Raw genomic sequence first — 26191 nt, 5'->3', positions numbered from 1 at the left:
GCCGACCAAATTTAAGAAAACCTGCTGTTACAGCAGGTTTTTTTTCGTCTGTCGTTTACGCGGACAGTTTGACAATCGCCGCCGGAATGCCTTGGCGCACCGCGGCGCCAGTCACCCAATCCAGCCAAGTGTTCGGCACTTCGCGCGTCGGGTCGGCAAACCCCAGATCGTTGAGGTTGATGCCGTTGGCAATGCGCTCATCCATCGCCAACGGCTCGCCGTCCAGGTAGTGCTGGCTGGCCCCCATCTCCCGGTGGCCGTAGCCGTGTTCCACCGCGATCACGCCGGGCATGACCCCGGCCAGCAAACTGATGCGCGCTTCCCGGCTGCCGCCCGGTGTGCTGATGCGTACCCGGTCGCCGTGTTGAATGCCGAAACGCGCCCCATCCGCCGGGTTCAGCGCCACCAGATTCACCGGCTTCACGTCGTGCAAGTGCCGGATCACGGCGGTGGAGCTGCTCATCACATTGGATTTGAAGGACATCAGCCGCAGCGGCCACTGCCGTTCAGGATAGAGTTCCTCCACCGCACGGCCGTCCGACAAACGTGCCGGATAGCAGGTTGGGCAGCCGCTGAAACGTTCGCCGGTGATCGCATGCCGATGTTTCGCCACCTCCGCATTCCAGATCTGCAGCGGTTTCTCCCAGCGATTGCCCACGCTGCCGTCGCGACGACCGGTGTCATGACTGGCGAACCGGCCACCGCGGCTGTAGATAAACGCCACACGGTCGATTTCATCGGGGTGCAGCGTCTGCGCAAGCTGCGGCAACAAGCGATCGACGCCGCTCAGCGCCAGCTCTTCCGCCCTCGCGGCCGGTACCGGCGCCTTGCCGGCAAACGCGACGTTGGCGGCGGCGCGCAGATAGTAATCCTCAGCACCGTTGAGCGGCAACAGCCCGCCCTGAGCGTCGCCGATGGCACGATCGCCGAACCCTGGCAGCGCCAGGCGTTTGGCGACGGCGATGCAAAACGCCTCCATGGAAATCGGCCGTCCTTCCGCCGTTTTGGCGGTCGCCGGCGTCACTATCGGCCAGCGCGCGGTGGTGGCCTTGCTGGCGACGCCGCCCCAGGGGGCGCTGAATCCCCAGCTCTCAAAGTTATGGGTGTCCGGAATGATATAGTCGGCCAGCGCCGTCGTTTCGTTGATAAAGGCATCGATGGCGATAAACAGCGGCAAACGCGCCGGATCTTTCAGCCGTTCCTCCGCCACGCCGCGCAACCCGGCGATACCGTACAAAGGGTTGGTCATGTTCGAGATCCAGGCCTTCAGCCCATACGGATGACCCACCAGCGCCGACGTCAGCAGTTCGGTCAGCTGCCCGGCGACGAACGGATACCAAGGCGCCTTGGCCGGCCAAGGCGAAACGCCCGCCGCCACTTTCTCGCGGTATTCGTCGGAGGCTTCATAAGCGGCCTTGCTGCGCGCGATATTCAGCCCCTTCGGTTTTACCATGCCGGGAAAATCAACCAGGTTATAGCGCGGCCCCTCAGCGAAGCCGTTAAATTTGCCGCCGCCGACGAACACCCCGCCCTCCAGGCTCAGGTTACCGATCAGCACATTGAGCATCATCACCGACCAGGTATTGTAAAAGCCGTTCGCCGCCATCATCCCGCCATGCGCGATCACCGCTGCCTTGCGCCCGTGGGCGGTAAAAGCCTCGGCCAGCGCTGCGATACGCGCCACCGGCACGCCACATTCCCGGCTGTACGCCTCCGGCGACAGCTTGTCGGCGGCCTCTTTCAGACACTGGAAACCGCTCTTCACCACCACCTGCGTGCCGTCATGCAGCGCCACCGTGCGGGTCACCAGCAGTTCAGCGCTATCGCACTCGTCGGCCGCCACCAGTTCCCCCGCGCCGTTGGCCACCAGCGGCGACGCCGACTCGGCGCCGTTCAGATGAGCGCGCGTCAAATGCTGGCCCGCCAACGGGTGCTCGCTGTCGGCGATCACCAGATGCGTGGCGTTGGTCCAGCTCTTCTCACCGGCGCGCTGCATGGCGGCCTCCGACGGGATGGCGAGATAGTCAGCCTGGTAGCGCCGGTTATCGATGATCCAACGGATCATCGCCATCGCCAACGCCGAGTCGGTGCCCGGCAGCACCGGGATCCAATGGCCATGATCGTCCGCCAGCGTAGTAGTCAGCGGCAGTGCCGGCGCCACCACTGCATAGCGGAACTCGCCACGCAATCTGGCGCTGGCCAACTGTCGGGCCTGGCGCTTGAACGGGTTACCGGACTGCGCCGGCGAGGTACCCATAAATAGCGCGAACTCAACCTGCTCCCAGTCCGGTTTCACATGCGGGTTCTTGTCCAGATCGTTCATCAGCGCGCCGGAACCGGCGCGGTAGGCCAGCCCGCAGTACGCGCCGTGCGCGCCAAAGTTTTTGCTGCCGAAACTGTTCTGGGCAAAACGCCGCAGAAAGCTGTCGCGCCCGTCGTCACCGGCGTTGGTCACCAGCAGCTGGTTGGCTTTCGGCCCCAACCCTGGCTGTCGGGCGTCGATCGGCGTTTCCAGATCGCGGATCGCCCGCAGGCCGTCCACATGGCCCTCGCCGAACAGATCGCCGCCCTCCACCACTTCGGCGATCAGTTGTTCAAAGCTGATGCGCCGCCATTTGCCTTCGCCGCGTTTGCCGACGCGCTTCATCGGCTCCAGCACGCGCAACGGGCTGTAAAGCCCTTCCAGCAGCGTCGCGCCGCGCGCGCAGGCGGTGGAGCGGGCATCGAGGCCGCTTTCGCCACCCAGCTGCGCCAGCGCCGCTTGCAGCGGCAACGCATAGTCGACGTGCCGTTCCTGAGACAGCGGGTGATAAGGGTTGCCGGCGATGCGCAATACCCGGTCGGCCTGCCTATCTACTCGCACCCGCACGCCACATTGCGTCCAACAGCCGAAACACTGGGTCATCGAGATGGCCTGCTGCGGATTGCCTTGCCATTCAGACATCACTCGCCCTTCAGGCGGCAGGGAGTTGCCGTTGATGCGATCCAGCGTCACGCGCCCGGAGGTGCCGTGGATCAGGCCGTCTATCGCCCGTTTGGCGACGTCGCGATAGCTCAGGCCGAAGGCGGACAGCCCGCCGAAGGCCAGACCGACTTTCAACCATTGACGCCGGGTGAGTTTAGCCATGTTGTTTTCTCCGCAGTAAAAACGCCTGTGCTTCGTGCACCATAATCATTAACGCCAGCCACAGTCCGAAGGTGCCGACGATCGCCAGTAAGCCATCGGTGCCAAGCGGCAGGCTGTAGGGGTTGTAAGACGCGTTGTATTTCGGGATGGTCTGCACTTCGATCAACAGCGTCCAGCGCATCAGCCAGCTCAGCCCCAGCGCGAGAGCGGCCAGCAACGGCGCGCCGCCGCGCGGCAAGCGTCGATAGCCGGCCCAGGCCGTGCACGCCAGCGTCAGCGCCCACAGCGCAATCCACCCGGCAGCGTAATGACGCGCCATCGCCTGCGTATGCAGCCAGTGGCGTACTGCCTCACCGGATAACGTATCGCCGCCAATCCACAGCAGGACCGCACCGCCAAGCAACAACAACGTCAGCAGCGATCCGCGCGCCAGCGATGCTTGCAGACCAGGCCGATCGCGCATCGCCAACAGCAACAGGGCCAAGAGCGCCTGCAGCGCACTAAGGAACATCACGATCGGGAAGCCGTAGCTGAACCAGATCGGACGGGCACGCACGACGGAAACCTCACGCCCGGTGTACAACAGCAGGCCGATAGCCACCAACGCGCAGGCTGGCGCGATCCCACAGAGCAACGCCAGCGGTCTGCCCGTCAGCCGCGTAAATTCGATCGCGATAAACCACAGGCCGATCAACAGGGTAAACAGCGGCAAGAACAGCGCGCCCCACGGCATCCACGACCAGGGCGTCGGGTAGGCGTAGAAATGCCAGAAACGGGCGGTTTGATGCAGATCGGCGGTCAGCGCCAGCGGCGCGGTGATGGCGCACGTCAACCCGATAAACAGCGCCGTGCGCTCCAGGCGTGCGGCGTTGTCCCCACCGCGCCAGCGCCATACGCAGGCCAGCAACGCGGCGCAGGCGGCGATGCCGATAAAGAAGAAATATTGCACGGCCCACGGCAGCCAGCTAATCGCCTGCGGCTGGCTCAGCACCTCTGCAATCATCAGTTGGCGGCTCATATTCCTTCCCCCCACAAAGCGACCTGCGCCCTTCCCGGCAACGGCGTGACGAAGGCGTCATCCAGCCCCAGATAAAACACGTGGGGCGCGGTTTGATTCTCCGGTTTGAGGACTTTGATCTCGGCCTCGTGACGCCGCAGCATCTTGCTTAGCGTGCTGTGCGGATCGCGCATGTCGCCGATGATCCGCGCCCCCCCCACGCATGACTCCACGCATGCCGGCAGCAATCCCGCCTCCAACCGGTGCACGCAGAAGGTGCATTTGTCTGCCGTCTGAGTGGCGTGATTGATAAACCGGGCATCGTACGGGCAAGCCTGCACGCAATAGGCGCACCCCACGCAGCGTTTGTTGTCGACCACCACGATCCCATCCTCGCGCTGGAAGGTGGCCTGCACCGGGCACACCGGTACGCAGGGCGGGTTGTCGCAGTGGTTGCACAGCCTGGGCAGCAGCACGTTGGTCGCCACCTCTTCGCCTTCCAGGCTGACCTGGTATTGATTCACCGTGGTGCGAAACTCGCCGTGCGGCGTCTGGTTTTCAATGGCGCAGCTCACGGTACAGGCCTGGCACCCTATGCAGCGCCGCAGATCGATCAACATGGCGTAGCGGCGGCGGCTATCCCCCTCGCGCCGGGCCGGCGCCAGCGCCAGACCCGCCTCCGCCACGGGGATCAGCGAAGCCCCCGCGGTCAACACCCCCAACCGTTGCAAAAACTGCCGTTTACTGACGTCCATTCGCCTCTCCCACACCCTGGGCATCACCTCGGTCACGCTATTGATACCCGTTAGATGAATAAACAATGTCGATGATTTACAGTGTAAAAATGACGCCGGGCTCAGCTCTATTGTGGTTAACCACATACCGAACCCAACGTTGATCTAAAACAAGTGTCGGTAGGCAAATTGCCCATCAGGAGGGGCCGTGAGGGTCGTGTTATTACTGTTGTTGAGTCTCGGGCTGTGCGCGACGGCGCAGGGCGGGGAATGGTCAGTCGGCGTGCTGGCCATGCGCGGCGATGCGGCGACCGTCCGCGACTGGCAGCCGCTGATCGACAGGCTCAACGGCAGCGTCAGCGGCGAACGTTTCCGCCTGCAGCCGCTCGATCTGGCGCAGATGCGCGAGGCGGTCAATCAGGGCAGCGTGCAGTTTGTGGTCACCAATCCGGCACAGTTTGTGCAACTGAACAGCCACTATCATTTGCGCTGGCTGGCGTCGTTGCGCGCCGCCAACGGCGATCGGGAAACGGGCAATATCATCGGCAGCGTAATTTTGGTGCGCCGTGACAGCGACATCACGACGCCACAGGCGCTGATGGGCAAAACGGTGGGCGCTATCGATCCGCAGGCCTTCGGTGGCTATCTGACCGGCTATAAGGCGCTCAGCGACGCCGGCATGCGGCCCGAACGCGATTTCCACCTGCGCTTTACCGGCTTTCCTGCCGATGCCCTGCTCTATTTGTTGCGCGAGCGCGCCATTCAGGCCGCCATCGTGCCGGTCTGCCTGGTGGAGAAAATGGACCGGGAAGGCCTGATCAACCAGGCAGATTTTCGCCCGCTGTTGCAACAGGCCACGTCAGTTCCCTGCGTCACCAGCACGCCGCTTTACCCCAACTGGTCGTTCGCCGCCCTGCCCGGCCTGGATAACCCGTTGGTGGATGCCGTGGCGAGAGCGTTGCTGACCGCGCCACCGCAGTCCCCCTTCCTGTGGGGCGCGCCGGCCTCGACCAGCGAGGTAGAGGCACTGCTGCGCGCCGTCAATCAACACCCGGAACAGCGACGGCTGTGGCTGGATATCAAGAGTTGGCTGATCCAGCATCAGCTGGCCGTCGGCCTGACGCTGGCGACGCTGGCGCTGTTGATCGTCAATCATATCTGGATCGCACTGCTGGTGCGGCGGCGCGGGCAACAGCTGCTCCGCGCCGGTGAACAGTTGCGCCATCAGGAACAGGCATTGGAAAATGCCCGGCAGCTGAACGTGCTGGGGGAGATGGCCTCCGGTTTCGCACACGAGCTCAACCAGCCGCTGGCGGCCATTCGCCACTATGCGCAAGGGTGCCTGATCCAGCTGCGCCGGGCGGACGCCGGGCATCCATTGATAGTCCCGTTGGAAAATATCGACCGACAGGCGCAGCGCGGCGGTGAGACGATTCATAACCTGCGCCAGTGGATACAGCCCCCGACTGAGGCGGTAGACCAAGCGAGCTGGCGCCCCACCGCGCTGAACGAGACCGCCGAGCGGGTGTGGTCGCTGCTGCGCCTGACGCAACGCTACCCCAACCTGAGGCTGTTCGCCAACGTGCCGCCTTCGCTGACGCTCACACTGCCGCCGGCGCTGTTGGAACAGCTGTTGGCGAACCTGCTGCTGAATGCGGCGCAGGCCGGTGCCGATGCCGTCTGGCTTTCCGCCGCCGAGGGCGAACGGGCGCTTGAGCTGCATCTGCAGGACAATGCGGGCGGCATGACGCCGGCCGGGTTGGAACAGGCTTTTCGTCCCTTCAACACCACCAAAACCACCGGTATGGGCTTGGGGCTAGCCATTTGTCGGCGCCTGGTGCGCTATGCCGGCGGCGAGATCCGCCTGATGAATCACCCCGCCCCCGACAGCCGTAACGGGCTGCGCGTAACGCTGCATTTCATATTGAACAATAAGGAAAACCATGTCGCTAATTCATCTGGTGGATGATGACGTTGCCGTCACCGACGCCTGCCACTTTTTGCTGACCAGCCTCGGCTACGCCGCGCGCTGCTGGAATGACAGCGTCGACTTTTTGGCGCAGGCCGAGCTGTTTCAGCCCGGCGTTGTCTTGCTGGACATGCGGATGCCGAAGCTCGACGGCCACCAGACCTACGGCGAGCTGCGCCGCCGCGGCAGCACGCTGGCGGTGGTGTTCCTGTCCGGCCATGGCGACGTGCCGATGGCGGTGGAACAGATGAAGTACGGCGCGGTGGACTTCCTGCAAAAACCGATCGCCGCGGAGCCGCTGGTTGCCGCCCTCGAACGGGCGCAGAGCATCTCGACCGAGGCCTGGCACCGCCATGAAACCTTCGGCCGCTACCGGACGCTCACGCCTAAGGAGCGTGAGATCGCGCATCTGGTGGTGCGTGGCATGATGAATCGGGAAATGGCGGAGCGGCTGAATATTGCGCTGCGCACCGTTGAAGTCCATCGGGCGAAAGTGATGGAAAAAATGCAGGCCGCCAGCCTGGCGGAGCTGGTGATTCAGCTGCAGGCTTTGCCGCTCACGACTCAGGAATGAATGCAGAAGGCCCTCATCAAACGCACATCTTGTGTCCCACCTTCCTTGATTGACACAGCGCGACCCAGGTAATATATTCATTAAAAATATTAATGATTTGCGGTAGGATAGCCTCTTTCCGGCGAACAGGCCATCAGCATTCTACGCAAAACCCAGCATGGCGCTTTCGCCTGCCGGGAACACGAGTGGGAAAGAGGACATTTTATTTCGAATGAAGAGAAATGATGGCTATGTGGCATTGCCCGGACATCATTACGCCGCTATCTGGCCACCGAGTTTACGCTTTAAATAGGCATGGATAATTAATAACAGAAGAACACGGACTACATAAAGGAATAAGGATGCAAGGAAATCTCAAGCTCTATGGCTTTTTTGTTGGCCTGACCGTAACCATCATGATCACCTGCGACACTTTAGTTTATAAAGTTTTTGATATATATGGCTTCAAAATAACCGCAAGCGGCATTGTATTCTCCCTGTGTTTTTTGATATCAACACTGCTTACTGAGGTTTACGGCTATAAATTATCGGTAAGAGCAATATGGATCATGGTGTTTTGCCAAAGCTTATATGTCATAATACTTAACCTCTCTGCCCTGATTCAGCCGGAGAACAACGCGATAGCGACAAACTACCACGCTTTATATCATGAGTTTTGGCGTGTTATGATAGGCACCTGGGTGTCCGTTCCTATCTCGTATTTCGTCAATGGCTTTATCATTTCCAAGATGAAGATTATCTTCTCCGGCAAGTACTTCTTTATCCGATATATTGTGGGTTCCATGTCTACACAGGCCGCATTGTTGTTAACGGCCTACCCGATCAGCCTTTCAGGAAAATACACCTTCATGGAGTTGGTTAACATTATAAGTACAACCTGGTCTTATAAGGTTGTCGTCTCCATTGTATTACTGCCGCTCGCTATTACCTTAGTCGAGTTCGTTAAAAGAATAGAAAACACCGATCATTATGATTGGGGCACGTCGTACAACCCATTTAAATAACATCGACAGGTCATAGCATGAAAGTAATTCAGATTAGTGATATACATATTATGCCGAATGAAAGCGCACTGGCTTCGAAGCATCTTGCTAATTTCGATAGAGCCATTGATTTCATTAACGCCAATGCCAATAAAATAAATGCTGACTTAATCATTGTGACGGGTGACATCTCTCATGATGGCGACATCCCTTCTTATGAAAGCTTCTTTAAGATAATGAACCGCGCTTCATTACCTTTTTATCTGTTCCCAGGCAACCACGACAGCAAAAAGAACCTGGCCGATGTGGGCCGCAAACAGGGTGGCAACTATGATATAAACGCGTTTGAAGATGAAGAATGGCGCATTCTCAGCATCGACTCGGTGGTTGATAATGAAGATTTCGGCAGGGTCTCGCAGCAGTCGCTCGAAACGCTTGAAAAAGCCATAACCGCGAGTGGCAATAAAAAGGTCGCCGTCTTCTTGCACCATCACCCCATTCCTGTAGGCACACCCATCGTTGATAGCTGTATGTTAAGCAATGCCGAAGATCTGTTGAGCCTCTGCCAACGGTTAAACGTTAAGTTTATCGGTTCAGGCCATGCACATACGTTATTCCAAAGAAAACTGGGGGAAACCTTAGTCTCTGTTTCCCCTGCGATTTGTTCGCAATGGAAAAATGGCACAAGCGATGTCAGCAGCATAGACAATTCGGCGTTTAGCGTGATTACGTTCGATGAGCATATACACGTCGAACCCTGGTTTATTTAATCAAAGTCAGTATCGTTTTTTTAGCTTTATCAGTTTGCTTGGCATTTTTTAATGAGGCAGAGAGTGCTCTGCCTTCCTTTACTCCGGCATAGAATGCTATTTTTGTCGCATCTAATGACTCGGTTTTGTCGACAAGTTCGCGATCCCTTAGAAAGTCCGCACCTGATATTGATATCGAGTCAACATCGTTTTTCAACGTCCACATACAGTTCCGTTTCTCTTCATGAATCGACAGTTTGGCCGAGGCGATTTTTATTTTAGACTCGGTTTCGGCGATAAAGGCAATGTCTTTCGGATTAACGTGCCTTAGGAAGTCACCCTCAACGAGTTGCCGCCAGTTTTTTTTCACGAAAGTATGGGTGCCAAACTCTTTGAACAGCCAATATCCATCAGCGGTTCGCGTCACACTTCGGTCTAACGTATATAGATAACTGGGAGAGTATATCTTTCTTAACCTTCTCATTATGTTAAATAAATCCATTTATTTCAGCCTCTTTATCGTTTTCAATAAAACACCGACGATCGCATAATCGCTATAGGATTTTACACTGCTATCTGAATCTAATGAGATGTTTGTAAACAACAAGTCGTCGTCAGAAACAAAAACTCGTCTTAAACAGATTGGATAATTTTTCAGCTTAACCAAAACGATATCGCCATCACAAAATTGTTCATTGAGGGAAATAACACAATACGTTCCGCGATCTAATTCAGGCGACAGTGAATTATTCGTTATCTCTACCACAAACAGTGAATCGTCTGTACTGTCATCCACTTCTGTCGTATAGGTATCTGTCGTGCTGATCGCGTTGGCCAGAAAACGCTCTATATCACTGTAGCTAATGAGTGGTAGCGATCTCACATTGTGTTTGGTCTCCCCTGTGACGCTTAAATCCTTGTCAGTCAGCTCCCCTATTTTTACGCTGAAAAATTCACCAATTGACGCAAGCGTTGCGATCGTGGGATTCCCGACGCCTTTCCTCAGATTGTTGATAGTGGCAATACCGATCCCTGTTTCAATGCTAAGTCGGCTGGCGTCAACCCCATGCATACGCATGAGATAAGTTAGGTTTTCCCCTATCATTTTCAATGACATACCATTTTCTTCTGATATTTTAATGTTGTTTTGTTGCATTATAATATTTCAAACCTATACTTTAGCATCATTAAAGTTAACTAAAGAGCATTAAACCATTTTCATGGCATTCATGACAATAATACTGCACGCATTGCATACAGCAGGCTCGCATAAAAATACATAAAATCATGATTTAAAACCATTTAAAAGCAAAGCAGAACTTCATGGAGCGGGATTGGTTGCCAAATAAATGATTTGAGTTATTTATCAATTTGCCATGCACACTGCCCTGTTCGCGGCATGGTCAGCGAGGAAAGAAGCTCAAGATTTAAATAATTAGCCTACAGCTATTTAAAGCTGAGAAGTCAACCAGGGTATTAAAACCTATCCGGGATCTGTGCTTTTAAAGGTAAAGAAAAATGAATGCTTCATGGAGCGATCAGGAAGCTGCTATACCCAACACCAGGGATTTTTCTCTTCGCAAACGGCCCCTCTATCGACGCGCGATTAATGACCGCCCCCCGAACCTACCGCTTGCCATGCATCAACGGCGGGTTGGTTGACCTGCGCCAGGTTATGAAGGGCCGCCCCCACCGCATCAAGATCGGCATGCTGAACAATACGGGACAGTGAACACAAAAGCTTGCCGGTATCCAGGGGGAAGATTACCACCAAGACAGTGAGCAGACAGGTGGCGTCGGGCTTCCAACACCAGGGCCCCCCCAGCCTGGCGCCACCGCCTTGGGTATTGAACAAGGGGGAAAGTTGCGTCGCTCATGATAATGCCGGCGCCAGCCTGACGGAACGGGGGATCCATTTGCCACTCATTGCACAGGAATAATGCGCGATGCAAAATTCCGTTCCCCCCTCTTGCCAACCTGCTTGGCTCAGGCCAGAATACTGTATATTAAATCAGTGTTTACAGGTGAGTCATGTTTGTAGAATTGGTGTACGACAAACGCAACGTCGATGGGCTGCCCAACGCCGCCGAGATTATCCGCAACGAGCTGGAAAAACGCGTGCATGCGCTGTTTCCTGAAGCCGAAGTGCGCGTGAAGCCGATGCAGGCCAACGGCCTGAACTCCGACGCCAGCAAAAGCGACCGTGAAAAGTTGAACCGAATGTTGGAAGAGATGTTCGAAGAAGCGGATCAGTGGCTGGTCACTGATATTTGACGGGAAATCACGGTATGCTCAGGGGAAAACTCTCACTCAGCGAGAACCCTGCAGAGCGGAACGGGCGGTGCGTCCGCCCGAACCTGCCGGCGATAATGCCGGCACCGGTGCGATAGCCGCCGGATGGCCTATTGCCCCGGCGTTATTTGCCTGGCATCCGCTTTGTCTTATGAAACCGCGTCGGTTTCCGGCGGCAGCGCCTCCGTCTCGCCGCACACCGGCATGGCGAGGCGCAGATCGATCCAGCGCCCTTCAGGGATATCCATCGCTTCGCCGGCCACGATCGCTGCGGTATCGATGTCGAAACGGCGTTTGCTGACCTTCACCGTAATGACGCCATCGCTATCGGTGGCGGTTTCCACAAAGCACAGGCGGTTGCCGTTGACATCCTGCGGCACCTCGATGGTCCAGCCCTCCTCTGCCAACCCCAGCGAACCATTCAGCTGATAAACGCCGGTGGAGATTCGCTCCGCGCTCACCCCTGCCGCCTCGCCGTTAACGGCCACGCACCCTGCCTGAGCAAAGCCACCGCCCAGATAATCGGCCTGCATATGCTCAGGCGCAGCGGACAATCTGGCGATCGGCGAGGCCGCCTTCAGGAACCCATTGGCGTCTACGGTAACGTTATAATCTGAGTAAGTGTTTTTTATAGCGTAGGATTTATAGCCCTCAGGCCGTTCTGTCTGCCATTTGTAGTCTTCCATGGGGATAACGTCCAACATGGGGTTATCACGAAGGCTAGCGAGCAACATGATATTGGGGATATTAAATGCCGGGCCTGAAACCCATAGCTCCCAACGGGCGCTCGTTGCGTTATACATTGCTCCCAATTCGATATCCCCGCTGCTGGGGGTAAGTCCTAAAGAAAGCACTTCAAGACCGCGTACATGTAGCGCTGTCGTTGAAGCTCCCCGCGCAGTAAAAGACACATATTTGATGTCCATACCAGGTGCACCGTAATTTCGCCCACCGACGATGGCAAAGTGAACACCTGTAGATCCAGTGGCCGTTATAGGGCTCTCTGCAATTTTACAGTATCGCCGCCCGCCAGTAGGGCCATTTATGCGGGGCGGCATAATTTGAACAGAATCTCCCGCTCGAATTGCTTTTTTTCCAGCGATCGACAATGTGCTTGGAATATTTACCGATCCATCCCCTTTGCAAACCATTGAATACGCCATCCCGCCAAAGCGAATAGTCATATCCCCTGACTCCGTATTGCAGTATACCGCTCCCTTTTCAGCGTTATTTACATCGCGGAATCGTAATAAAACATTTGCCGTCGTGTTCCCTGCTCGCATCTGCTGATCGCCGGTAGATGTAATACCCTGCTTGAACTCCACGGCGCTCGCCACTGTTTGCGCTGATGACGTCGATTTTGTCAGAGCATCAGCCACTATTTTACTCGCGTTGTTTTCACTGACTTTTGCCAACGCTGCAGATGCGGCTGCGTTATCTGCTGACAACGCAGCCTCAGCACGCAAGCGATCGACGGTTTGCACAATTTCCGGTGTGATGTCGCTTTCGCCGGGACGACGCAGGAAATCATTGAGCGTACCGGGCAAAGAGTCGTTATAAACCTCGATGGTTCCCACCCGCTCCGGTTGCGCGCCATACACAGAGATGATGACCTCGTAAGCACCCGGCTCCATGGCCAGAGAGTATTTACCGCCATCATCAGTCACCGATTGGGATTTGGCCAGGCTCAATACCGTTGACGAAGTTTTTACTGCGCGCATAGTAATGGCCACGCCAGAACGAGGATCGCCGTAAGGCCCTTTTAATACGCCGCTGATTATTGTCATTGCACTTTCTCCATTAGTTCTTTGATTAACTCATCCTGGCGATCAATTCTGTCCAGAGCCTGATTCAGTGCAGCAAGGGCCACATACCCCAGCGTTGAATAATCGACAGACTTTACATTTTCGATATTTCTACCATCTTTCAAGGTGATAGAGCCGCCATCACTGATTAATAAAGGCATCGTTTTTTCAATTTCCTGAGCAATCCCTCCTATCAATGGCTTACCATCACGATTGAAAGAATAAAGTTTCAAATCTCGGATAAGTGAAATTGGATCGCTAATAACTTCAATATCAGTTTTGATACGGCGATCGGACCCTGTCACCCAACTCCCTGTCATGTTGTTAATGTGCCCACTAGCCAACCAGCGAGCCTCATGCCAATTCCCGGCATAGTCCTGATATGAAATATACCCATAGTCTTCAATGCCAATTTCTCGACGTAACGCCATGACCATTGCGGTTTTCAAACCGTTTTGCGTCAGCGTTGATAAAAAAGTACCTCCTGTTACTTGTCCTGCCATGGCAGTTGATGTGCGATTACAGATGACTGAGGGGGATTCATTATTTTTCCCATCCGCAATGAGTCCTTTAGGAGAAAAAATTGCATCATCAAATGTCGTTGACCTACGGAAGCGTGAATATCCACCCACATCAAGATTTGCCGTTTGCCCCGTCACAACAGATCCCTGTAAAGACAGTGAGCCTTTAATTTCCTGGGCAGTGCTAATCGTCTTGTCTAACTTATTATTGAGTGAAGCTTCAATATTATTCCAAGCCGGGCCGCTATAGGTGCTACCATCCGGCAACTTAACGGTAATATTCCCGGTATTGCTGAAGACCTGCTGCCAATTCTCTTTATCGAGGTTCAGCCCTCGCAAGGCTTTCGCCGTCTCGGCGGCCAGTTGGGCCGTAATCGAGTTCATCGCATCGCGCGGCACGGCATACCATGCTGCGCCAGCCTGCGTTGGGCCGTCATAGGCTTTAACCAGCGTTGCTTGTGCGGCGCTATCAATCGTTTTTACCGGCAGTGTGTAGGTAATGCCACCAACGGTGCTGACGATGAAGTCACCGCTTTTTAGCTCAGTGTTAAATGTTGTTCCTGTCCCACGAATGAGGGGGGAATTATTCATTAATGTAATGCTGCCTAATGGCATGATGCCTCCTGATTTCTAGGGAAAAGTTCGAATATACAATGGCAATCATTCCAATCCGAATGCTGTATACTGAGGTGTTGAGAATATATTTACCGCAAAACTTGTTGATTGGTAATTTCCCTGATCAACTTCACCAACCGCAAGCTGCCAAAATACAGACTCAGATTTACCCACCAACTCATCTATATAAACGAAAGAAACCGAGCTTTTATCATAAGATAAACCATCAGATGACTCGGGTAAGAAACGGCCAGACGTTTTATTCTTCCTAATCCCACCATAAATATGTGGCGAACCTCTACCACCTCGAGTTATCTTTATTTGCCCATAGATACGAACAGGGATGACATTGTTGCCAGCAAACCGCAACACTCTACTATCGTTAGTATAACCACTTCCCCAGCTTAGCATTGAGCCATCCATAATGGCACCTTCGATATTTGCAGCGGATAGTTTCCCCTCAATAGAACAGTTTTCGAGGATTCGACAGTTACCAATCACACCATTTTTAAACTCACCAGTGTCGGCATATATTGCCCCGCGGGCAGTAATGTTATGGAATTGTGCTCCACCATCTTTATTTATCGCCCAGCCGCGCTGCCCGTTAATCCAATTAGAAGACTGGATATGCTGTGCGATCTTGGCGCTATCGATAGTGCCATTGCGAATAAACGCGTCGCTAATAAACACCTGCCCATCCACCACGGCAAACGGCGAATACTGATTACTGTTGTTGCCGCTCATCAGCACGAACTGATTGGCGTTAAAGCCCACGCGGGTGGTGACCGGCCTGCCGTTTTCCGCCAATACCGCGATCGACATGCCGGCATTGTAGAAGGTGCCGTTTACCCGCACGCCCGCTTTCAGCGTGTGGATGGCCGTGGCGCCGTCGGCGTCTACCGTCGCCGTCAGTTTGTCTTCCAGCACCGCCGCTACGTCGTCAATCTGTGCCTGCACCTGGGTTTTCATCTCGGCCAGCCCGCGATCGACCTCCGCGATGGTGGTTTTCACCACCATGATATCGGCGCGCACCGTGCCGTACTGCGCCCACTGGTGATCCACCGTCGCGTTGTTGGCCAGCGCATTCTGCAAGATGGCGTCGATGTTGGTGTCGATATCGCCCACCAGCCGCTCGCCGTCTTTCGCGGTCAGGAGATCGTCGCCGATGTTCTCGAGGTAATCGCCGGCGTCTGCGTTCGCTTGTCCGGCGGCCCAGCCGGTCCAGTCCCCCTGATTGCCCGTGCGGTCTTGCAGCCGCGCGCGGAACCAGAAGCCCTGCCCCGCCTTCAACCCAGTCATGGCGTAGGTGTGCAACGGATACGGGATATCGGCCAGCAGCATCGCGTTATTCCCGGCGGCGTTGTCCGCATACTGAATTTCAGTTTTCAGCGTATCTTCTGCGCCGGTGGGGAACGCCCAGTCGAGCTGGATGCCCCACAACAGAGGCGATGCCTTGAAGCCGAGCGGCATCGGCGGCTTACCCTCTTTGCCCTTGAGGTCAGTTTCCACCGACGTTGCCCAGACAGACGACACATTGCTGGCGTTGATGGCCCGCACGCGCACCCGATAACGACCGGCGTAAATCCCCGGCACTTCAAAGCTGAGCGCCGAGGTGCGCGGCACCGACACCCAGTTGCCGTTATCTTTGCGCCACTCGGCCTCATAGGCGATGGCATTTTCAACCGCGCCCCAGGCGGCGCGCAGGGTGGTAATGGCGATACCCTGGCTCACGGAGGAGTAGCTGTCGATGGTGATGTTTTTCGGCGGCGCCTGCACGCCGGGCGGAATGATGGAGATCGGGCGATCGTCGATGCGTGCGCCGGTATCGATGCGGGCGTACTTGTTCGGATCGTGTTCCGCAGCGTTGACGGTATAGGTGTTGTCGCCGTTATCGGCAATGCCCACTACGCGGTAAAGCTGCACCGCCAGATCGTCCGCGTCGATGGACCAGGCGGCTTCCGGCGCCGGTGCCTCGCTGTAGGCCGTGGTGACGGTCACCACACGTTCATTCACCGCCTGCACGGTGCGCGCCTGCGCCCGGCCGGATGGCAGGTTGACGATCAGGCGATCGCCGGCTTTGGCACCCGGCTTCCTGTCCAGCGTCAGTTTGCGACCGTCCGCGCCGCTGAGGCGCCCGCCAATCACCCGCCCGGCCAGCATCTGGTCCGCCACGCCGACGATGTGCCCGGGCATGGGGATCATGCCGTCCAGCCCCACGGAGAAACTGACCGTGCGATCCTTGCTGTTGGTCAACAGCGCCCAGCGGCCACGGCGGTTCGCTTCGCTCGGTGTGGTGCAGCCGATGGCCGTCAGTTCGGTCTGATTCACATCGTAGCGGCGCACCAGATCGCTGTCGAATACAGCCTCTATCGCATCGGCGTAATGGTTGCCCGGATCGGACCAGCTGACCATCGCGGTGCTGTAGCGGGTGCGTTCGCTGGCGGACGAGTAGGTAAACTTGCCGTCGATGACGTTGGCGCGGGTGTAAGTGAAATCCATATCGCGCGGCATGTCCGCCAGGGCGACCATTTGGTTTTGCCCCCAATAGGTCATGCCGCGGAAGATGCCAGCCAAATCGCTCAGCACCGTCCAGGCCTCTTCCCGCGACTGCAGATAAACGTTGCAGGTAAAACGCGGCTCCATGCCTTCGCCGCCTCGCCCGTCCGGCACCAGCTGATCGCAATACTGCGCGATGCGATACAGTTCGGACTCGGAGACCTGGGAAGCATCGATGCGATCGCCCAGGCCAAAGCGCTCGGCTAAAATAATGTCGTAAAACACCCACGCCGGGTTATCGCTGTAGGCCCACTTAAAGCCGCCGCTCCAGATGCCGGTATAGCTGCGCGTTTGCGGATCGTAGTTGTCCGGCACGCGGATCAGGCGGCCGCGCGGTTTGCAGCTGATCTTCGGGATGTTGGGGAACTGCTTTGAGTCGAACTCAACGTACAGCAACGCGGTGTTCGGGTAGCGCAGCTTGGCGTCGATGACTTCGGTCAGCGCCTCGATGTTCATACGGTCGGCGATCCGGGCGCTGTTGGCGTTAGGCGTCAACCGGCGCACGCGCAGCTGCCATCCCGTGCTGGCCTTCGGCAAGTTGATACGGTGCGAGCGTTCATACAGCGAGGTGGTTTTATCGTCAATCGCCGCCGTTAACACCTCCCGGTAGCTGCCGCCGTCGGTCGCCACGTCGATGGCATACTCGATGCGATAGCCGTTGACGTCGCCGTTGTCCGCCTGCTTTTGCAGCATGGGCCACCCCAGGCGCAGGCGAACGGCGGAAAGTTGCAGGTTAGAGACGGAACGCACCCACGGCGCGCCGCTTTTCAGTTCGCTGCCGACCGAGATCTCATTCTCAACGGCGGGAATGCCCTGGATATATTCCTGCGCCTGCGAACCAGGGCGGAATTCCCAGCGGAAACCGGGAAAGTTTTCCGTTCCGTCGCTGCCCAATACCGGCGTGCCGTCAACAAAAATGTTTGTGCCATCCAGCCCGCCGGCAAACTCCCCTTCGCCCAATGCGAACAACATCTTCGCTCTGGCGATCGACTGAATGCTGTCCGGCGATTCTACCGGCGTGTGGCCGCCACCGCCGCCACCTTTTCGCCCACGGATAATTTTCTGTGCCATATTTCGCCCATAAAAAAAGCCGCTATTGCGGCTGTCTGTTCAAACGGATGTCGTTATTGCTGGTCTTCGGTATAAATACCTGCGGAGATAATCGCCCCACCAATTTCACGCGTGCCGTACAGCACGCCGACGGGGTTGCCCTGCGCCGTGGTGTTGACTGGCCCGCCAAAGGCATAGCTCGGTTTATTTTCCGGGCCTTGCCGCATGCGCAGCCCGCCCATTTGCGGGGAGAGCATTTGGACGACGCCGCCGAGAGCAAGGGAAGCGCCAACTAATGAAGCAGACCCCCATGCACCAGCACTAGAAAACCCCGCTCCCATTCCAATAGCAGCGCCTCCAGTAAAATATGCAGCAGTGGCAACCAGCGCCACCCCCAATATTGTTTGAAATAACCCGGCTCTCTTACTGCCAATAACCACCGGAACAATATGAATATCATCAGTACCTTGGGTTAACTCCAACTCATCCTGGCTTACATTTCGCTTCCCAACAAATATAGAAAATGTTAATCCACGATTATGAGCTTCAAGCATGTAGCGCTCAAACCCTGGAAGTAAATTCCTCATTGCATCAATCGCTTTCGGAACCGTCATGGCTCGATACTTAAACTCTCCCCCAAACAGTTTAACCATCGGCCCGTGGAATTTAACCGTTCTTACTGAGACGTTAACGAAGGCCATAATCACTCCATAAAAAACCCGCCTGTTCGCGGGTCAGTTTTACATTCATTAAATTACAAACACGAATTAATGTCTGAAATCACATCATTCTTCCTGTTTGTAAGCTTACCCCACGGGGTTTCTGCAGCTTCACCTCTATAAATAACCTGACGCTGCATTCCTTTATCAAGAATATCGATATACCCACCACCATTAATCAGAGCTAAAGAAACACCACCGTCCCTGGCTGGCTTTTCTGTTGTTTCAATGCGCATACCATTAAATGTTCTCATGTCTGATTTCTCAGCGATGCAAACGGATAAATTCTTCACATCCTTTTTAGATGTAAATTCAGCAGTAACCTTTTTTGTTAGTTCTGGATTTGCGCAACCTGTCAGCATCAGCAACGTGATGGGCAAGAGTATTTTTTTCATCAGTATTCCCTCTGTTATTTTTTTCATCTTAACAGAGAATTACATCATTTCTCTATGCCGCAACACCTTCACCGTTCTCTCCTTCCAGTAGCCGCCGTAAGGCACCCGCTGACTGAGCATGCCGTACATGTGGTGCAGCAACAGGCCATCAGCCAGCAGAATGCCGGCGTGGTTGGCCACCGGCGCCGAAACCTGCATGATCGCCATATCTCCTGGCTGCGGTGGGCCATCGAACTCGCGAAAGCCGCACGCATGCCAGTTATCCAGATAGCGGTTTTCACCCCGTTCCCACCACGGATAATCAACGCGGTAATCCTGAAGCGTTATGCCGTGCTCCTGCCGGAAGTAGCTCATGATCAGCCCCCAACAGTCGGTATGCCCCAGCACGAACTGGCGGCTCACCAGCGGCAGTTCGCCGCGCGGAAAAATGGTGCGCAGGTCCCCCTCCGGCCAGCTGGCGATCGCCCAGGGCAGCTCCATCGCGTCGCACTGCGCCTTGTCCAGTTCACTCGGCTGCGTAGTGGCGTCCGGGTGGCTGTGCACGATGAGGGTGATGGTGCCCCATTCGGCGGCGGCCACGTAGTCTTCCGGTGCCAGATGAAACTGCTCGGTGGGGTTGTCCGCCAGGTTGCGGCACGGGAAATAACGCTCCACGCGGGACTTTTGCGCCACCACGCCGCAGCATTCGCGCGGGTACTCGGCCCTGGCGTGCGCCATAATGGCCGCCGAGGTTTTTTCTTTCATGCTCGCCCCCTACTGCCGGATTAACGCCGCGCCGGGGAAGCCACCGAACGGCAGCGGCTCGTGCTCGCCAAAGCGTTTTTGGCAGTCGCTCAGCAGCCCGCCGCAGCGATCCAGGCTCGGGTCATCCACCGGGTTTCCCTTGTCGTCAAAGTAACGGCTACCGGCGTAATCGCAGCCCTTGCCGGTGCGATAGCCGCCGCGCGAGCACCAGGTGCACAGGCTGTGGATTTGCCGGGTCGGGATGCGCAATCCCCGCAGGTCCGCCGGGCTGGAGAGCTCGAACTCCACCGCTTCGTCGCTTTCCGTCGCCTTGCGATCGATGTAGAACACCTGCAGCTTTTCCTGCAGCGGATCGGCCGAAGGGTTCCCCTGCGGGAAGTTGCGGGCGTCAAGGTAGTGCACCAGCGTGTCGTGGATCCGCACCTTGGCCTGCGCCATGTCCTCAAACTGCAGGCAGAGCGCACTGATCAGGCCATTGATATTGGCGACTGACAGCTTCGGCGCATTGCCCTGGCTGTCGGCGGAGATCTCCAGCCCTTCGACGCTAAACGGCCACGGGCCGTACTCCTGCCCCTGCCACCAGACCGATTTCGCCGGCAGTTTGGTTTCATCACCGCCGGCGGCAGCCAACTCTTGCGGCGTAAAAGGCAGGGTATCGCAATGAAAGCGCAGAATATCGGCGCCAAACCGGGTGCCGTCTACCTCAATCAGGCGGATGCGGTTGCCCGGCTCCAGCTTTTGCAAATCTGAATTCAGCATCGTCTCCCCCGGTTAAACGTGGAAGGCCTCGGTAAACGTGGCCGTCAGTGAATAGTTGTCCCCGCCCATGGCGACCGGCTTATAGCCCTCGCAGCGGTACAGGCCGGGAACCTGAGTTGGTGGCGTCCATTGGAAGGACTTCACCCCGTGATGGTTTTCCAGAAAGACGATGATCGGCGTGATGTAGTCATACTTGCCGACAAAGGTCAGATCCCAGGAGCGCACGATCGGGTTAATGCCATCGCCGGAAACCTGCGCATAGCCGTCGCCGAACTGCGCCTTTCTGACGCGAAAACGCGTATCGCCGGCGGCATTGACGCGCGCCGGAAATTCAAATGTCTGAATGCCCATTACATCCCCTTGATTGCTTTCCAAATCGGTTGGCCCGGCATCAGGTTACGGTTGATCACCTTCTGGCTTTCCTGCGCGGCGATATTGCCCATTTGTTTACCGAACTCGCCCCATCCCGGATCGGCCTGCGAGCTGAAGTTGCCGCCGTTCTCGATGGTGATGTAGACATTCGGCGCCGCCGCAGACTGCTGGCCACCGCCGATCGCCCGCACGCCGAGCGAACCATCCGCGCCGCGCTTGAGCGGCATGATGGCCTCCGGCCCGGCTTCGCCCATTAAACCGGCGCCTCTGGCAAACGCGAACAACGTGGGATTGCTGACGATCTGGCCGCTGAATGCGCTCAGCGAAGGCGAGGCGTACACGCCGCCCTTGGCGTTAGGGACATAGCCTTGCCAACCGGTCGGCATACCCATCGCGCCTGAACCGGCCGTGCCCGCGCCAGCGCTTGCCGCCCCGCCCAGCAAACCGCCGCCGATGTTCATAAAGGTAGAGAGAAAAGTTCTGGTTAACAGCGCCTGCATCGCCAGATCGATCAGTTGCTGAATGATGGACTGCGTCATGGAGGTCATCAAACCGAGAATGCTTTGCTTAAAGTTTTGCGTCCCGGTCAGCAGATCGAACATCATGCCGGAGGTCCGTTCCCGCGTCATATCCACCAGCCCCAGCGCCATCTTGTGCACGCGGCTCTGCCCGCCGAACAGACTCAGCGCCTGCTGGTACTGAGCGTCCGACGATTCCTGCGTCGCCGCCTGCATCAGCTGTTCATAGCGCTGTTTATCCAGAATACCTTGCTGGTAGTAGGCCTGGTATTGCGCCTGCTGCTGCGCCAGTTGGTTGTTAAGGCGAACGGCAGGATCCACATCACCGGCAATGTTCATACGCGGCGCGGCGAGCGCGTCGGTTTCAGCCTTCAGCCGCTGGCGCATCGTATCTTGCTGCTGCATCCGGCTGGCAGTCTGGTATTCGCGTTCGGTCAACAGCCGCCCGTCATACAACGCCTTCAGCTCCTTGCCGACCTCTTGCTCTTTGCGTACCGCCGCCTGCCCTGGTGCGTACTGCTCAGCCAGCTGTTGCCGCTGCCGCTGATACTTCTCGGCGTTCAGCGCCATCGCCCGCTGCACATCGGCCTGCCCGGCACCGGCCGCCTTGGCCGCTGACACCAGCTTGGCCTGCGCGCTTTGTTCATCCTGAGTGATTTTGTCGAGGCTGCTCAGATGCGCCTGCTCGATTTCCTGACGCAGCTGTTGGTACTGCTCAAGAGACTGCTGCTTGCCGTTATCGCTAAAAATACGACCGACAGGAGTGACGCTTGCTTGATGGCTCTTAGGCTTATCAGGTTTGGTCTCAACATGGCTGTCGTTGCCATTCTGTGCATTGACGGCGTTGTTTCGCCGGAGCCGGATCGCTTTCTCGCCCTTAATGATATCTTCCAACTGCGCTTGCAAGGCGTTTCGTTCTTTTCTCACCTCTTTTGGATCAGAGTAGAGGAATCCCAACATCCCTTTGCTTCGGCGCTCTAAGAGAGCAAGTCGGATATCGCTCCTACGCGCCAGCTGGTTCTCGATCTTGGTTTTTTCCTCACTGAGCGTCTTTAACTGATCGTCGAAGGTATCAATTTTGACGGCGAGCTTTGCCTTGGAGAGTTTACTGAGATCTTCGCCCGTCTCGGCCGCCACATCTTTCAATGCCAAAGCCGACTCGCGGGCCAATTTGTTTTGCTCATGGAAGTACAGCATCGCCAACCCCGCCTGAATGGCGACACCGACCGGGCCACCAAGCGCACCCAGCGCGATGTTGGCGACGCGAGAGGCAGAACCGACGCCGGCCGTCGCCTGCGCCGCCCCGCGCGCCGCCGCCGCCTGATCGCGCCAGGCCGCCGCGCTGTCATTCAGGCCGCCGGCCAGCTTCAGCATCTCCTCCGCGCGGCTGCCGCCATCGCCGGAAGCACTGCTCGCCTGACGGGCCGCGTCGTCCAGCTGCTTCATCTGCGCCGTCGCGGCGACGGTGATGGAAGAGAGTTCGGTGAGCACCTGCCCATACTGGCGCGAGGTGGCGGCGAGCCCCTGCAGCGATAGCTCAACGCCGGCCAGCCCCGCCAGTTTCCCCGCCAGGCCACCAAGCGTGCCGCCGATGCGTTGATACGACTCGTCGGTCTTCTTCGCATCCTGCTGAGCCTGGCGGTTAAATTTGGCGGATTGTTCCCCGGCGGTACGGTAAGCCGCCGTCAGTTTGTTTTTAAAGTTGGTGTCATTCAGTTGCAACCCGACGACCAACTGTGCGGTATCAGCCATTTCCCAGCACTCGCATAACGTCAGCACACTGCATATCAATACTGCTTTGCGCGGGCTGACCGGATTGATGAACGGGGGCACTCTCCGCCGCATCGGCCGTCATGCCTTGCAGTTTGAAGTATGCCCGCCAGTGATTCAGGATATGCGCCGGCATCGCGGCGATCTTGCGAGGATCCGACTCACCCCAGCGATCGGCCAGTTGGAACACCAACATCAGCCAGGGCGAGTCAGTCAGTTTTTTTCCGCTTCCTCCAGGCTGCCGACCGCATGGCGCTTGACGGCGCCGATGGCTTCGACCAGCGTCGGGTTGTCGTGCGCCGCCAGCAGATCGTCTACGCTCGGTAAGGCGCCGGCCGGGATGCGTTTGCCGTCCGGCGTCATCAGGCAAGACAGCAGCAGCTGCACGTTGAGCTGTGCGGCTTTGTTCATGTCGCCGCTGTCGATGGCGGCCTTCATGCCGTCTTCATTTTCCTGCAGTTCCGCGGCTTTCAGGCGGCGGATAAAGGCTTTGGCGCCAAAGATCTGCGTTTCGATCACGTGGTCGTCGGATTTCAGCAACGCCGCTTTCAGCGCTTTCAGATCGTATTTCTCAGTCATCGGTTTTTCCTTGTTCAACTCGGTTTACTCTGTATATAAGCAGGTTGCCGCAGGCCACGTGGCCCGCGGCGGAAGCGATCGCGCCGCACGCCCTCAGGCGTTAACCCAGCGTGATCCGTCGGTGCGTCACACCTTTGGGGTGATCGAGCCCCAGGTGTTGCTGTTTTGCTTGCCCTGAACGGTAATCTGAATGACTTCGCTCGCCGGGGCGGTGATCTCATTCATTTTCCAGCCGGACAGCGACAGGATGGAGGTGGAGGTACGGCCATTCGGCAGCTCGACGTAGAACTGCACCGTTTCACGCTTGTCCGCCGCATTCAGCAGCGCCGCGAAATCAGCGTTGGACGGATCGTCGATGAAACCGATGGATTTCTCCGCGCCTTCCGGCAGGTCGGAAATAAACTGCTTGGCGGTATCCAGCAGCGTGGTGCAATCGACAAAACCGCCGGTCTGCCCCATTTCACCCACCGCTTTACAGTTGGTCAGCGCCTTCATGGCCGTGGGAGCCACCCCAACGGTGCCCCATTTGACGATAGTGCCGGCAGGCAGCATGGCGTATTCTGGCGAAGTTTTATCAGCCATAGTTTTTCTCTCTCTCTTTTTGATGAAGGATGGTAGCGGTCGCTACCGGTTTTCGATGCCATAGCGGACGTTAGCCGCCAGGATGCGTAACACTTGGTGCTTATGGTGATCCAGCGCAGGGCGAATAAACGGGGCGGCAGCTTGCGTTGCCGTGCCGTACTCCTGCGCCAGAGCTCTGTGGTAATGCTGTTTACTGGGGCCGACGCGCAACGTCACCGCGTTCCATCCGGTAACGATCGGCCGTATCGCGATACCGGCGCTCAGCGATGGCTCGCTTTTTGGCACCCCACGATCGGCGCACTGCCGCATAGTGCCAAGGACCGGGGCTAACGCGGCGTGGCCGGCCTCCGGCAGAATGTGGTTGGTGACCTCGCGCCGAATCGTTTCCAATCGGCGAGCCAATTCCGCCATGCCGGAAACGTTCATGGCGATCACACCGCCACCTCGGAATGGGTAATGAGGTAATCGCGCGCCATCCGATACTGAACGCGGTTATCCGCCAGGGGCGTGGCGCTCTGCAAAAGGGTGCTGCGCGTAACCGCCTGCACCGGCCATTGGCCGATATGGCCATGCCGAACCCCTTCCCAGGCGTTCAAAACCGCCTTATCCAGAGCGATCAGCCGGGAGTAATCGTCGATCACGTACAGCACGATCTGAAAACGGCTCTGCACCAGCGAGCTGTCAACCAGACCGGTGTTCACCTTCAGATCGCTGATTTTCTGATAGGTCACACCTTCTTGCTGCGGATCAGGCAAGATCAGCGGATGCACCGCCAGGTGGGTTAGCGCGGCCAGCGAGCGTTGGATTTCATCTTCAATCATTTGGGCAAGATCTCCGTCGTTTTGAGGGTTGAATCGTTCTGCCGACGCATTCGGGCATCAGGAAAGGAACAGCGCGCGTTCCGCCGCGCGCCGGGCAACCAGCCCATCGAGCCGCACGCCGCCCGCGTTCACCCATCGGCCGAACTCGTCGGCCGCCCCCTGCCGATCGCCGGCGTTCAGCCGGCGCAGCAACGTCGAGTTCTCCAGCGCGCGCAGGCCCAGGTTATAGGCAAAGCTCACCAGCGCATCGAACTGCCCCTGCGTGATCGTCACCGCCACCCGCCGTTCGACGCCTTGCTCGAATTGGGCGACGCCGCATACCAGCAAACGCTCGGCCGTTGCGGCATCGATCGCCATGCCGGCCCCTACTTTTCGTCCTGCTACCGGCTGGGTCCAACCGTAGCCGATGGTCCAAACGCCGACCGAGTCCTGATAAGCCTGCAACCGCAAGCCTTCGAAACGCTTAATCAGCGCCATGCCATCGTCACTTATCTTCATGATTTCCTCCTGACGCTTTATTGAGAAATCGGCGTTCCAATGCCTTAATCAGCGATGCTCCCGACCACCCCGCCATGCCGCATACGCCGCCCATCACCTCCGAAGGCCAGTCGTAATGCAGTGCAATCATCACCATGGTCAAACCGGCGAAAATAGAGACGAACAGCTGCAAGAACAGCGTCCTCCAGCTAAAGGTTTCGCCGTTCAAAACCTTGAAGGAATAACTGGCGATCGCCCCCAGCAGCGTCATGCCGAAAGCAAGCAGCATTGAAAGGATGTTTGGTTCATTTTTCCAAGGCATAATCATCACCCTCCCCTTACCGGGGCATAGCCCGATCTTCGGGAGTCATGGAAAAGAGCGGCTAAATACGGCGCCCCTATCAGTCATTCCTGTTCTATTTAAAAAACGGCCATTACCGCTGTCGAAAATGGCTTATCCGTCCTGCTCAACCTGGGCAGGTA

The 26191-nt window shown here is 57.0% G+C and carries 27 protein-coding genes; 6 read left to right on the top strand and 21 right to left on the bottom strand.

What is annotated here, in order from left to right:
• Positions 1–55: 55 nt before the first annotated feature.
• The 3 genes from ttrA to ttrB are packed head-to-tail and all read right to left on the bottom strand — an operon-like array spanning position 56 to position 4879.
• Positions 56–3127 carry a tetrathionate reductase subunit TtrA gene (gene ttrA / locus BHU62_RS08675; RefSeq protein WP_073531544.1) on the bottom strand — a complete coding sequence of 1024 codons (3072 nt, stop codon included), beginning with the start codon at positions 3125–3127 and terminating at the stop codon, positions 56–58.
• The gene (gene ttrC, locus BHU62_RS08670; protein ID WP_073531543.1) at positions 3120–4145 is read right to left on the bottom strand and encodes a tetrathionate reductase subunit TtrC; all 1026 of its coding nucleotides are present in this window, start codon (positions 4143–4145) and stop codon (positions 3120–3122) included. Before ttrC ends, ttrA begins: the two co-directional genes overlap by 8 nt.
• Positions 4142–4879 (bottom strand): tetrathionate reductase subunit TtrB, encoded by a 738-nt coding sequence (gene ttrB, locus BHU62_RS08665; RefSeq protein ID WP_073531542.1) that lies wholly within the window; start codon positions 4877–4879, stop codon positions 4142–4144. The genes ttrC and ttrB overlap by 4 nt, the downstream gene beginning before the upstream one ends.
• A gap of 196 nt (positions 4880–5075) precedes the next feature.
• Here ttrB and ttrS point away from each other — a divergent pair, with 196 nt between their 5' ends.
• The 4 genes from ttrS to BHU62_RS08645 all read left to right on the top strand — a co-directional run bounded on the left by ttrS (position 5076) and on the right by BHU62_RS08645 (position 9154).
• A complete protein-coding gene (gene ttrS, locus BHU62_RS08660) occupies positions 5076–6827 on the top strand; it encodes a tetrathionate respiration histidine kinase TtrS (protein WP_078062035.1) in 1752 nt (583 codons plus the stop codon).
• Positions 6802–7401 (top strand): tetrathionate respiration response regulator TtrR, encoded by a 600-nt coding sequence (ttrR, locus tag BHU62_RS08655; RefSeq protein ID WP_073531541.1) that lies wholly within the window; start codon positions 6802–6804, stop codon positions 7399–7401. The genes ttrS and ttrR overlap by 26 nt, the downstream gene beginning before the upstream one ends.
• A gap of 341 nt (positions 7402–7742) precedes the next feature.
• Positions 7743–8405 carry a VUT family protein gene (locus BHU62_RS08650; RefSeq protein WP_073531540.1) on the top strand — a complete coding sequence of 221 codons (663 nt, stop codon included), beginning with the start codon at positions 7743–7745 and terminating at the stop codon, positions 8403–8405.
• 17 nt (positions 8406–8422) lie between these two features.
• Positions 8423–9154 (top strand): metallophosphoesterase, encoded by a 732-nt coding sequence (locus tag BHU62_RS08645; protein ID WP_073531539.1) that lies wholly within the window; start codon positions 8423–8425, stop codon positions 9152–9154.
• On the opposite strand, the gene BHU62_RS08640 is transcribed toward BHU62_RS08645, so the two are convergent.
• Positions 9147–9635: a hypothetical protein gene (locus tag BHU62_RS08640; RefSeq protein WP_073531538.1), complete on the bottom strand. Its 489-nt coding sequence runs from the start codon at positions 9633–9635 to the stop codon at positions 9147–9149. The two genes, BHU62_RS08645 and BHU62_RS08640, sit on opposite strands and share 8 nt — an antisense overlap.
• Positions 9636–10289, bottom strand: coding sequence for a S24 family peptidase (locus BHU62_RS08635; protein ID WP_073531537.1), 654 nt, complete (start codon positions 10287–10289; stop codon positions 9636–9638).
• Between the two features lie 453 nt (positions 10290–10742).
• Here BHU62_RS08635 and BHU62_RS25515 point away from each other — a divergent pair, with 453 nt between their 5' ends.
• The gene (locus tag BHU62_RS25515) at positions 10743–10865 is read left to right on the top strand and encodes a hypothetical protein (protein WP_265341099.1); all 123 of its coding nucleotides are present in this window, start codon (positions 10743–10745) and stop codon (positions 10863–10865) included.
• Positions 10866–11164: 299 nt separating this feature from the next.
• Positions 11165–11407 (top strand): DinI family protein, encoded by a 243-nt coding sequence (locus tag BHU62_RS08625; protein WP_073531535.1) that lies wholly within the window; start codon positions 11165–11167, stop codon positions 11405–11407.
• Between the two features lie 167 nt (positions 11408–11574).
• On the opposite strand, the gene BHU62_RS25390 is transcribed toward BHU62_RS08625, so the two are convergent.
• The 16 genes from BHU62_RS25390 to BHU62_RS08540 all read right to left on the bottom strand — a co-directional run bounded on the left by BHU62_RS25390 (position 11575) and on the right by BHU62_RS08540 (position 26036).
• Positions 11575–13212 (bottom strand): prophage tail fiber N-terminal domain-containing protein, encoded by a 1638-nt coding sequence (locus BHU62_RS25390; RefSeq protein WP_236720654.1) that lies wholly within the window; start codon positions 13210–13212, stop codon positions 11575–11577.
• Positions 13209–14366 carry a tail fiber domain-containing protein gene (locus tag BHU62_RS08610; RefSeq protein WP_073531534.1) on the bottom strand — a complete coding sequence of 386 codons (1158 nt, stop codon included), beginning with the start codon at positions 14364–14366 and terminating at the stop codon, positions 13209–13211. The genes BHU62_RS25390 and BHU62_RS08610 overlap by 4 nt, the downstream gene beginning before the upstream one ends.
• 45 nt (positions 14367–14411) lie before the next feature.
• Positions 14412–17993 carry a phage tail tip fiber protein gene (locus BHU62_RS08605; RefSeq protein ID WP_073531533.1) on the bottom strand — a complete coding sequence of 1194 codons (3582 nt, stop codon included), beginning with the start codon at positions 17991–17993 and terminating at the stop codon, positions 14412–14414.
• 53 nt (positions 17994–18046) lie between these two features.
• Positions 18047–18673 carry a tail assembly protein gene (locus BHU62_RS08600; RefSeq protein ID WP_078062034.1) on the bottom strand — a complete coding sequence of 209 codons (627 nt, stop codon included), beginning with the start codon at positions 18671–18673 and terminating at the stop codon, positions 18047–18049.
• A 53-nt stretch (positions 18674–18726) separates the two neighbouring features.
• Complete coding sequence (locus tag BHU62_RS08595; RefSeq protein ID WP_073531532.1) at positions 18727–19086, bottom strand: hypothetical protein; 360 nt, start codon at positions 19084–19086, stop codon at positions 18727–18729.
• 39 nt (positions 19087–19125) lie between these two features.
• Entirely contained in the window at positions 19126–19830 is a 705-nt protein-coding gene (locus tag BHU62_RS08590; RefSeq protein ID WP_073531531.1) for a C40 family peptidase, read from the bottom strand.
• A gap of 9 nt (positions 19831–19839) precedes the next feature.
• Entirely contained in the window at positions 19840–20589 is a 750-nt protein-coding gene (locus BHU62_RS08585; RefSeq protein ID WP_070915341.1) for a phage minor tail protein L, read from the bottom strand.
• Between the two features lie 12 nt (positions 20590–20601).
• Positions 20602–20940, bottom strand: coding sequence for a phage tail protein (locus BHU62_RS08580; protein ID WP_033639815.1), 339 nt, complete (start codon positions 20938–20940; stop codon positions 20602–20604).
• Positions 20940–23231: a phage tail tape measure protein gene (locus BHU62_RS08575; RefSeq protein WP_073531530.1), complete on the bottom strand. Its 2292-nt coding sequence runs from the start codon at positions 23229–23231 to the stop codon at positions 20940–20942. Before BHU62_RS08575 ends, BHU62_RS08580 begins: the two co-directional genes overlap by 1 nt.
• Positions 23224–23445, bottom strand: a complete 222-nt coding sequence (locus BHU62_RS08570) for a hypothetical protein (RefSeq protein ID WP_004935830.1) — start codon at positions 23443–23445, stop codon at positions 23224–23226. Before BHU62_RS08570 ends, BHU62_RS08575 begins: the two co-directional genes overlap by 8 nt.
• A 17-nt stretch (positions 23446–23462) precedes the next feature.
• Positions 23463–23828 (bottom strand): phage tail protein, encoded by a 366-nt coding sequence (locus BHU62_RS08565; protein ID WP_025160180.1) that lies wholly within the window; start codon positions 23826–23828, stop codon positions 23463–23465.
• Positions 23829–23954: 126 nt separating this feature from the next.
• A complete protein-coding gene (locus BHU62_RS08560; RefSeq protein ID WP_073531529.1) occupies positions 23955–24410 on the bottom strand; it encodes a phage tail protein in 456 nt (151 codons plus the stop codon).
• Positions 24411–24452: 42 nt separating this feature from the next.
• On the bottom strand, positions 24453–24836 hold the full coding sequence (locus tag BHU62_RS08555) for an HK97-gp10 family putative phage morphogenesis protein (protein ID WP_236720657.1): 384 nt from the start codon (positions 24834–24836) through the stop codon (positions 24453–24455).
• 5 nt (positions 24837–24841) lie between these two features.
• A complete protein-coding gene (locus BHU62_RS08550) occupies positions 24842–25231 on the bottom strand; it encodes a hypothetical protein (RefSeq protein WP_073531527.1) in 390 nt (129 codons plus the stop codon).
• 57 nt (positions 25232–25288) lie between these two features.
• Complete coding sequence (locus tag BHU62_RS08545) at positions 25289–25729, bottom strand: lysozyme (protein ID WP_073531526.1); 441 nt, start codon at positions 25727–25729, stop codon at positions 25289–25291.
• The gene (locus BHU62_RS08540) at positions 25716–26036 is read right to left on the bottom strand and encodes a phage holin family protein (protein WP_019453678.1); all 321 of its coding nucleotides are present in this window, start codon (positions 26034–26036) and stop codon (positions 25716–25718) included. Before BHU62_RS08540 ends, BHU62_RS08545 begins: the two co-directional genes overlap by 14 nt.
• Between the last annotated feature and the right edge of the window lie 155 nt (positions 26037–26191).

Source organism: Serratia marcescens, from assembly GCF_001902635.1.
GTDB classification, from domain to species: Bacteria; Pseudomonadota; Gammaproteobacteria; order Enterobacterales; family Enterobacteriaceae; genus Serratia; species Serratia marcescens_F.
This window is presented reverse-complemented; position numbering and strand designations above follow the sequence as displayed.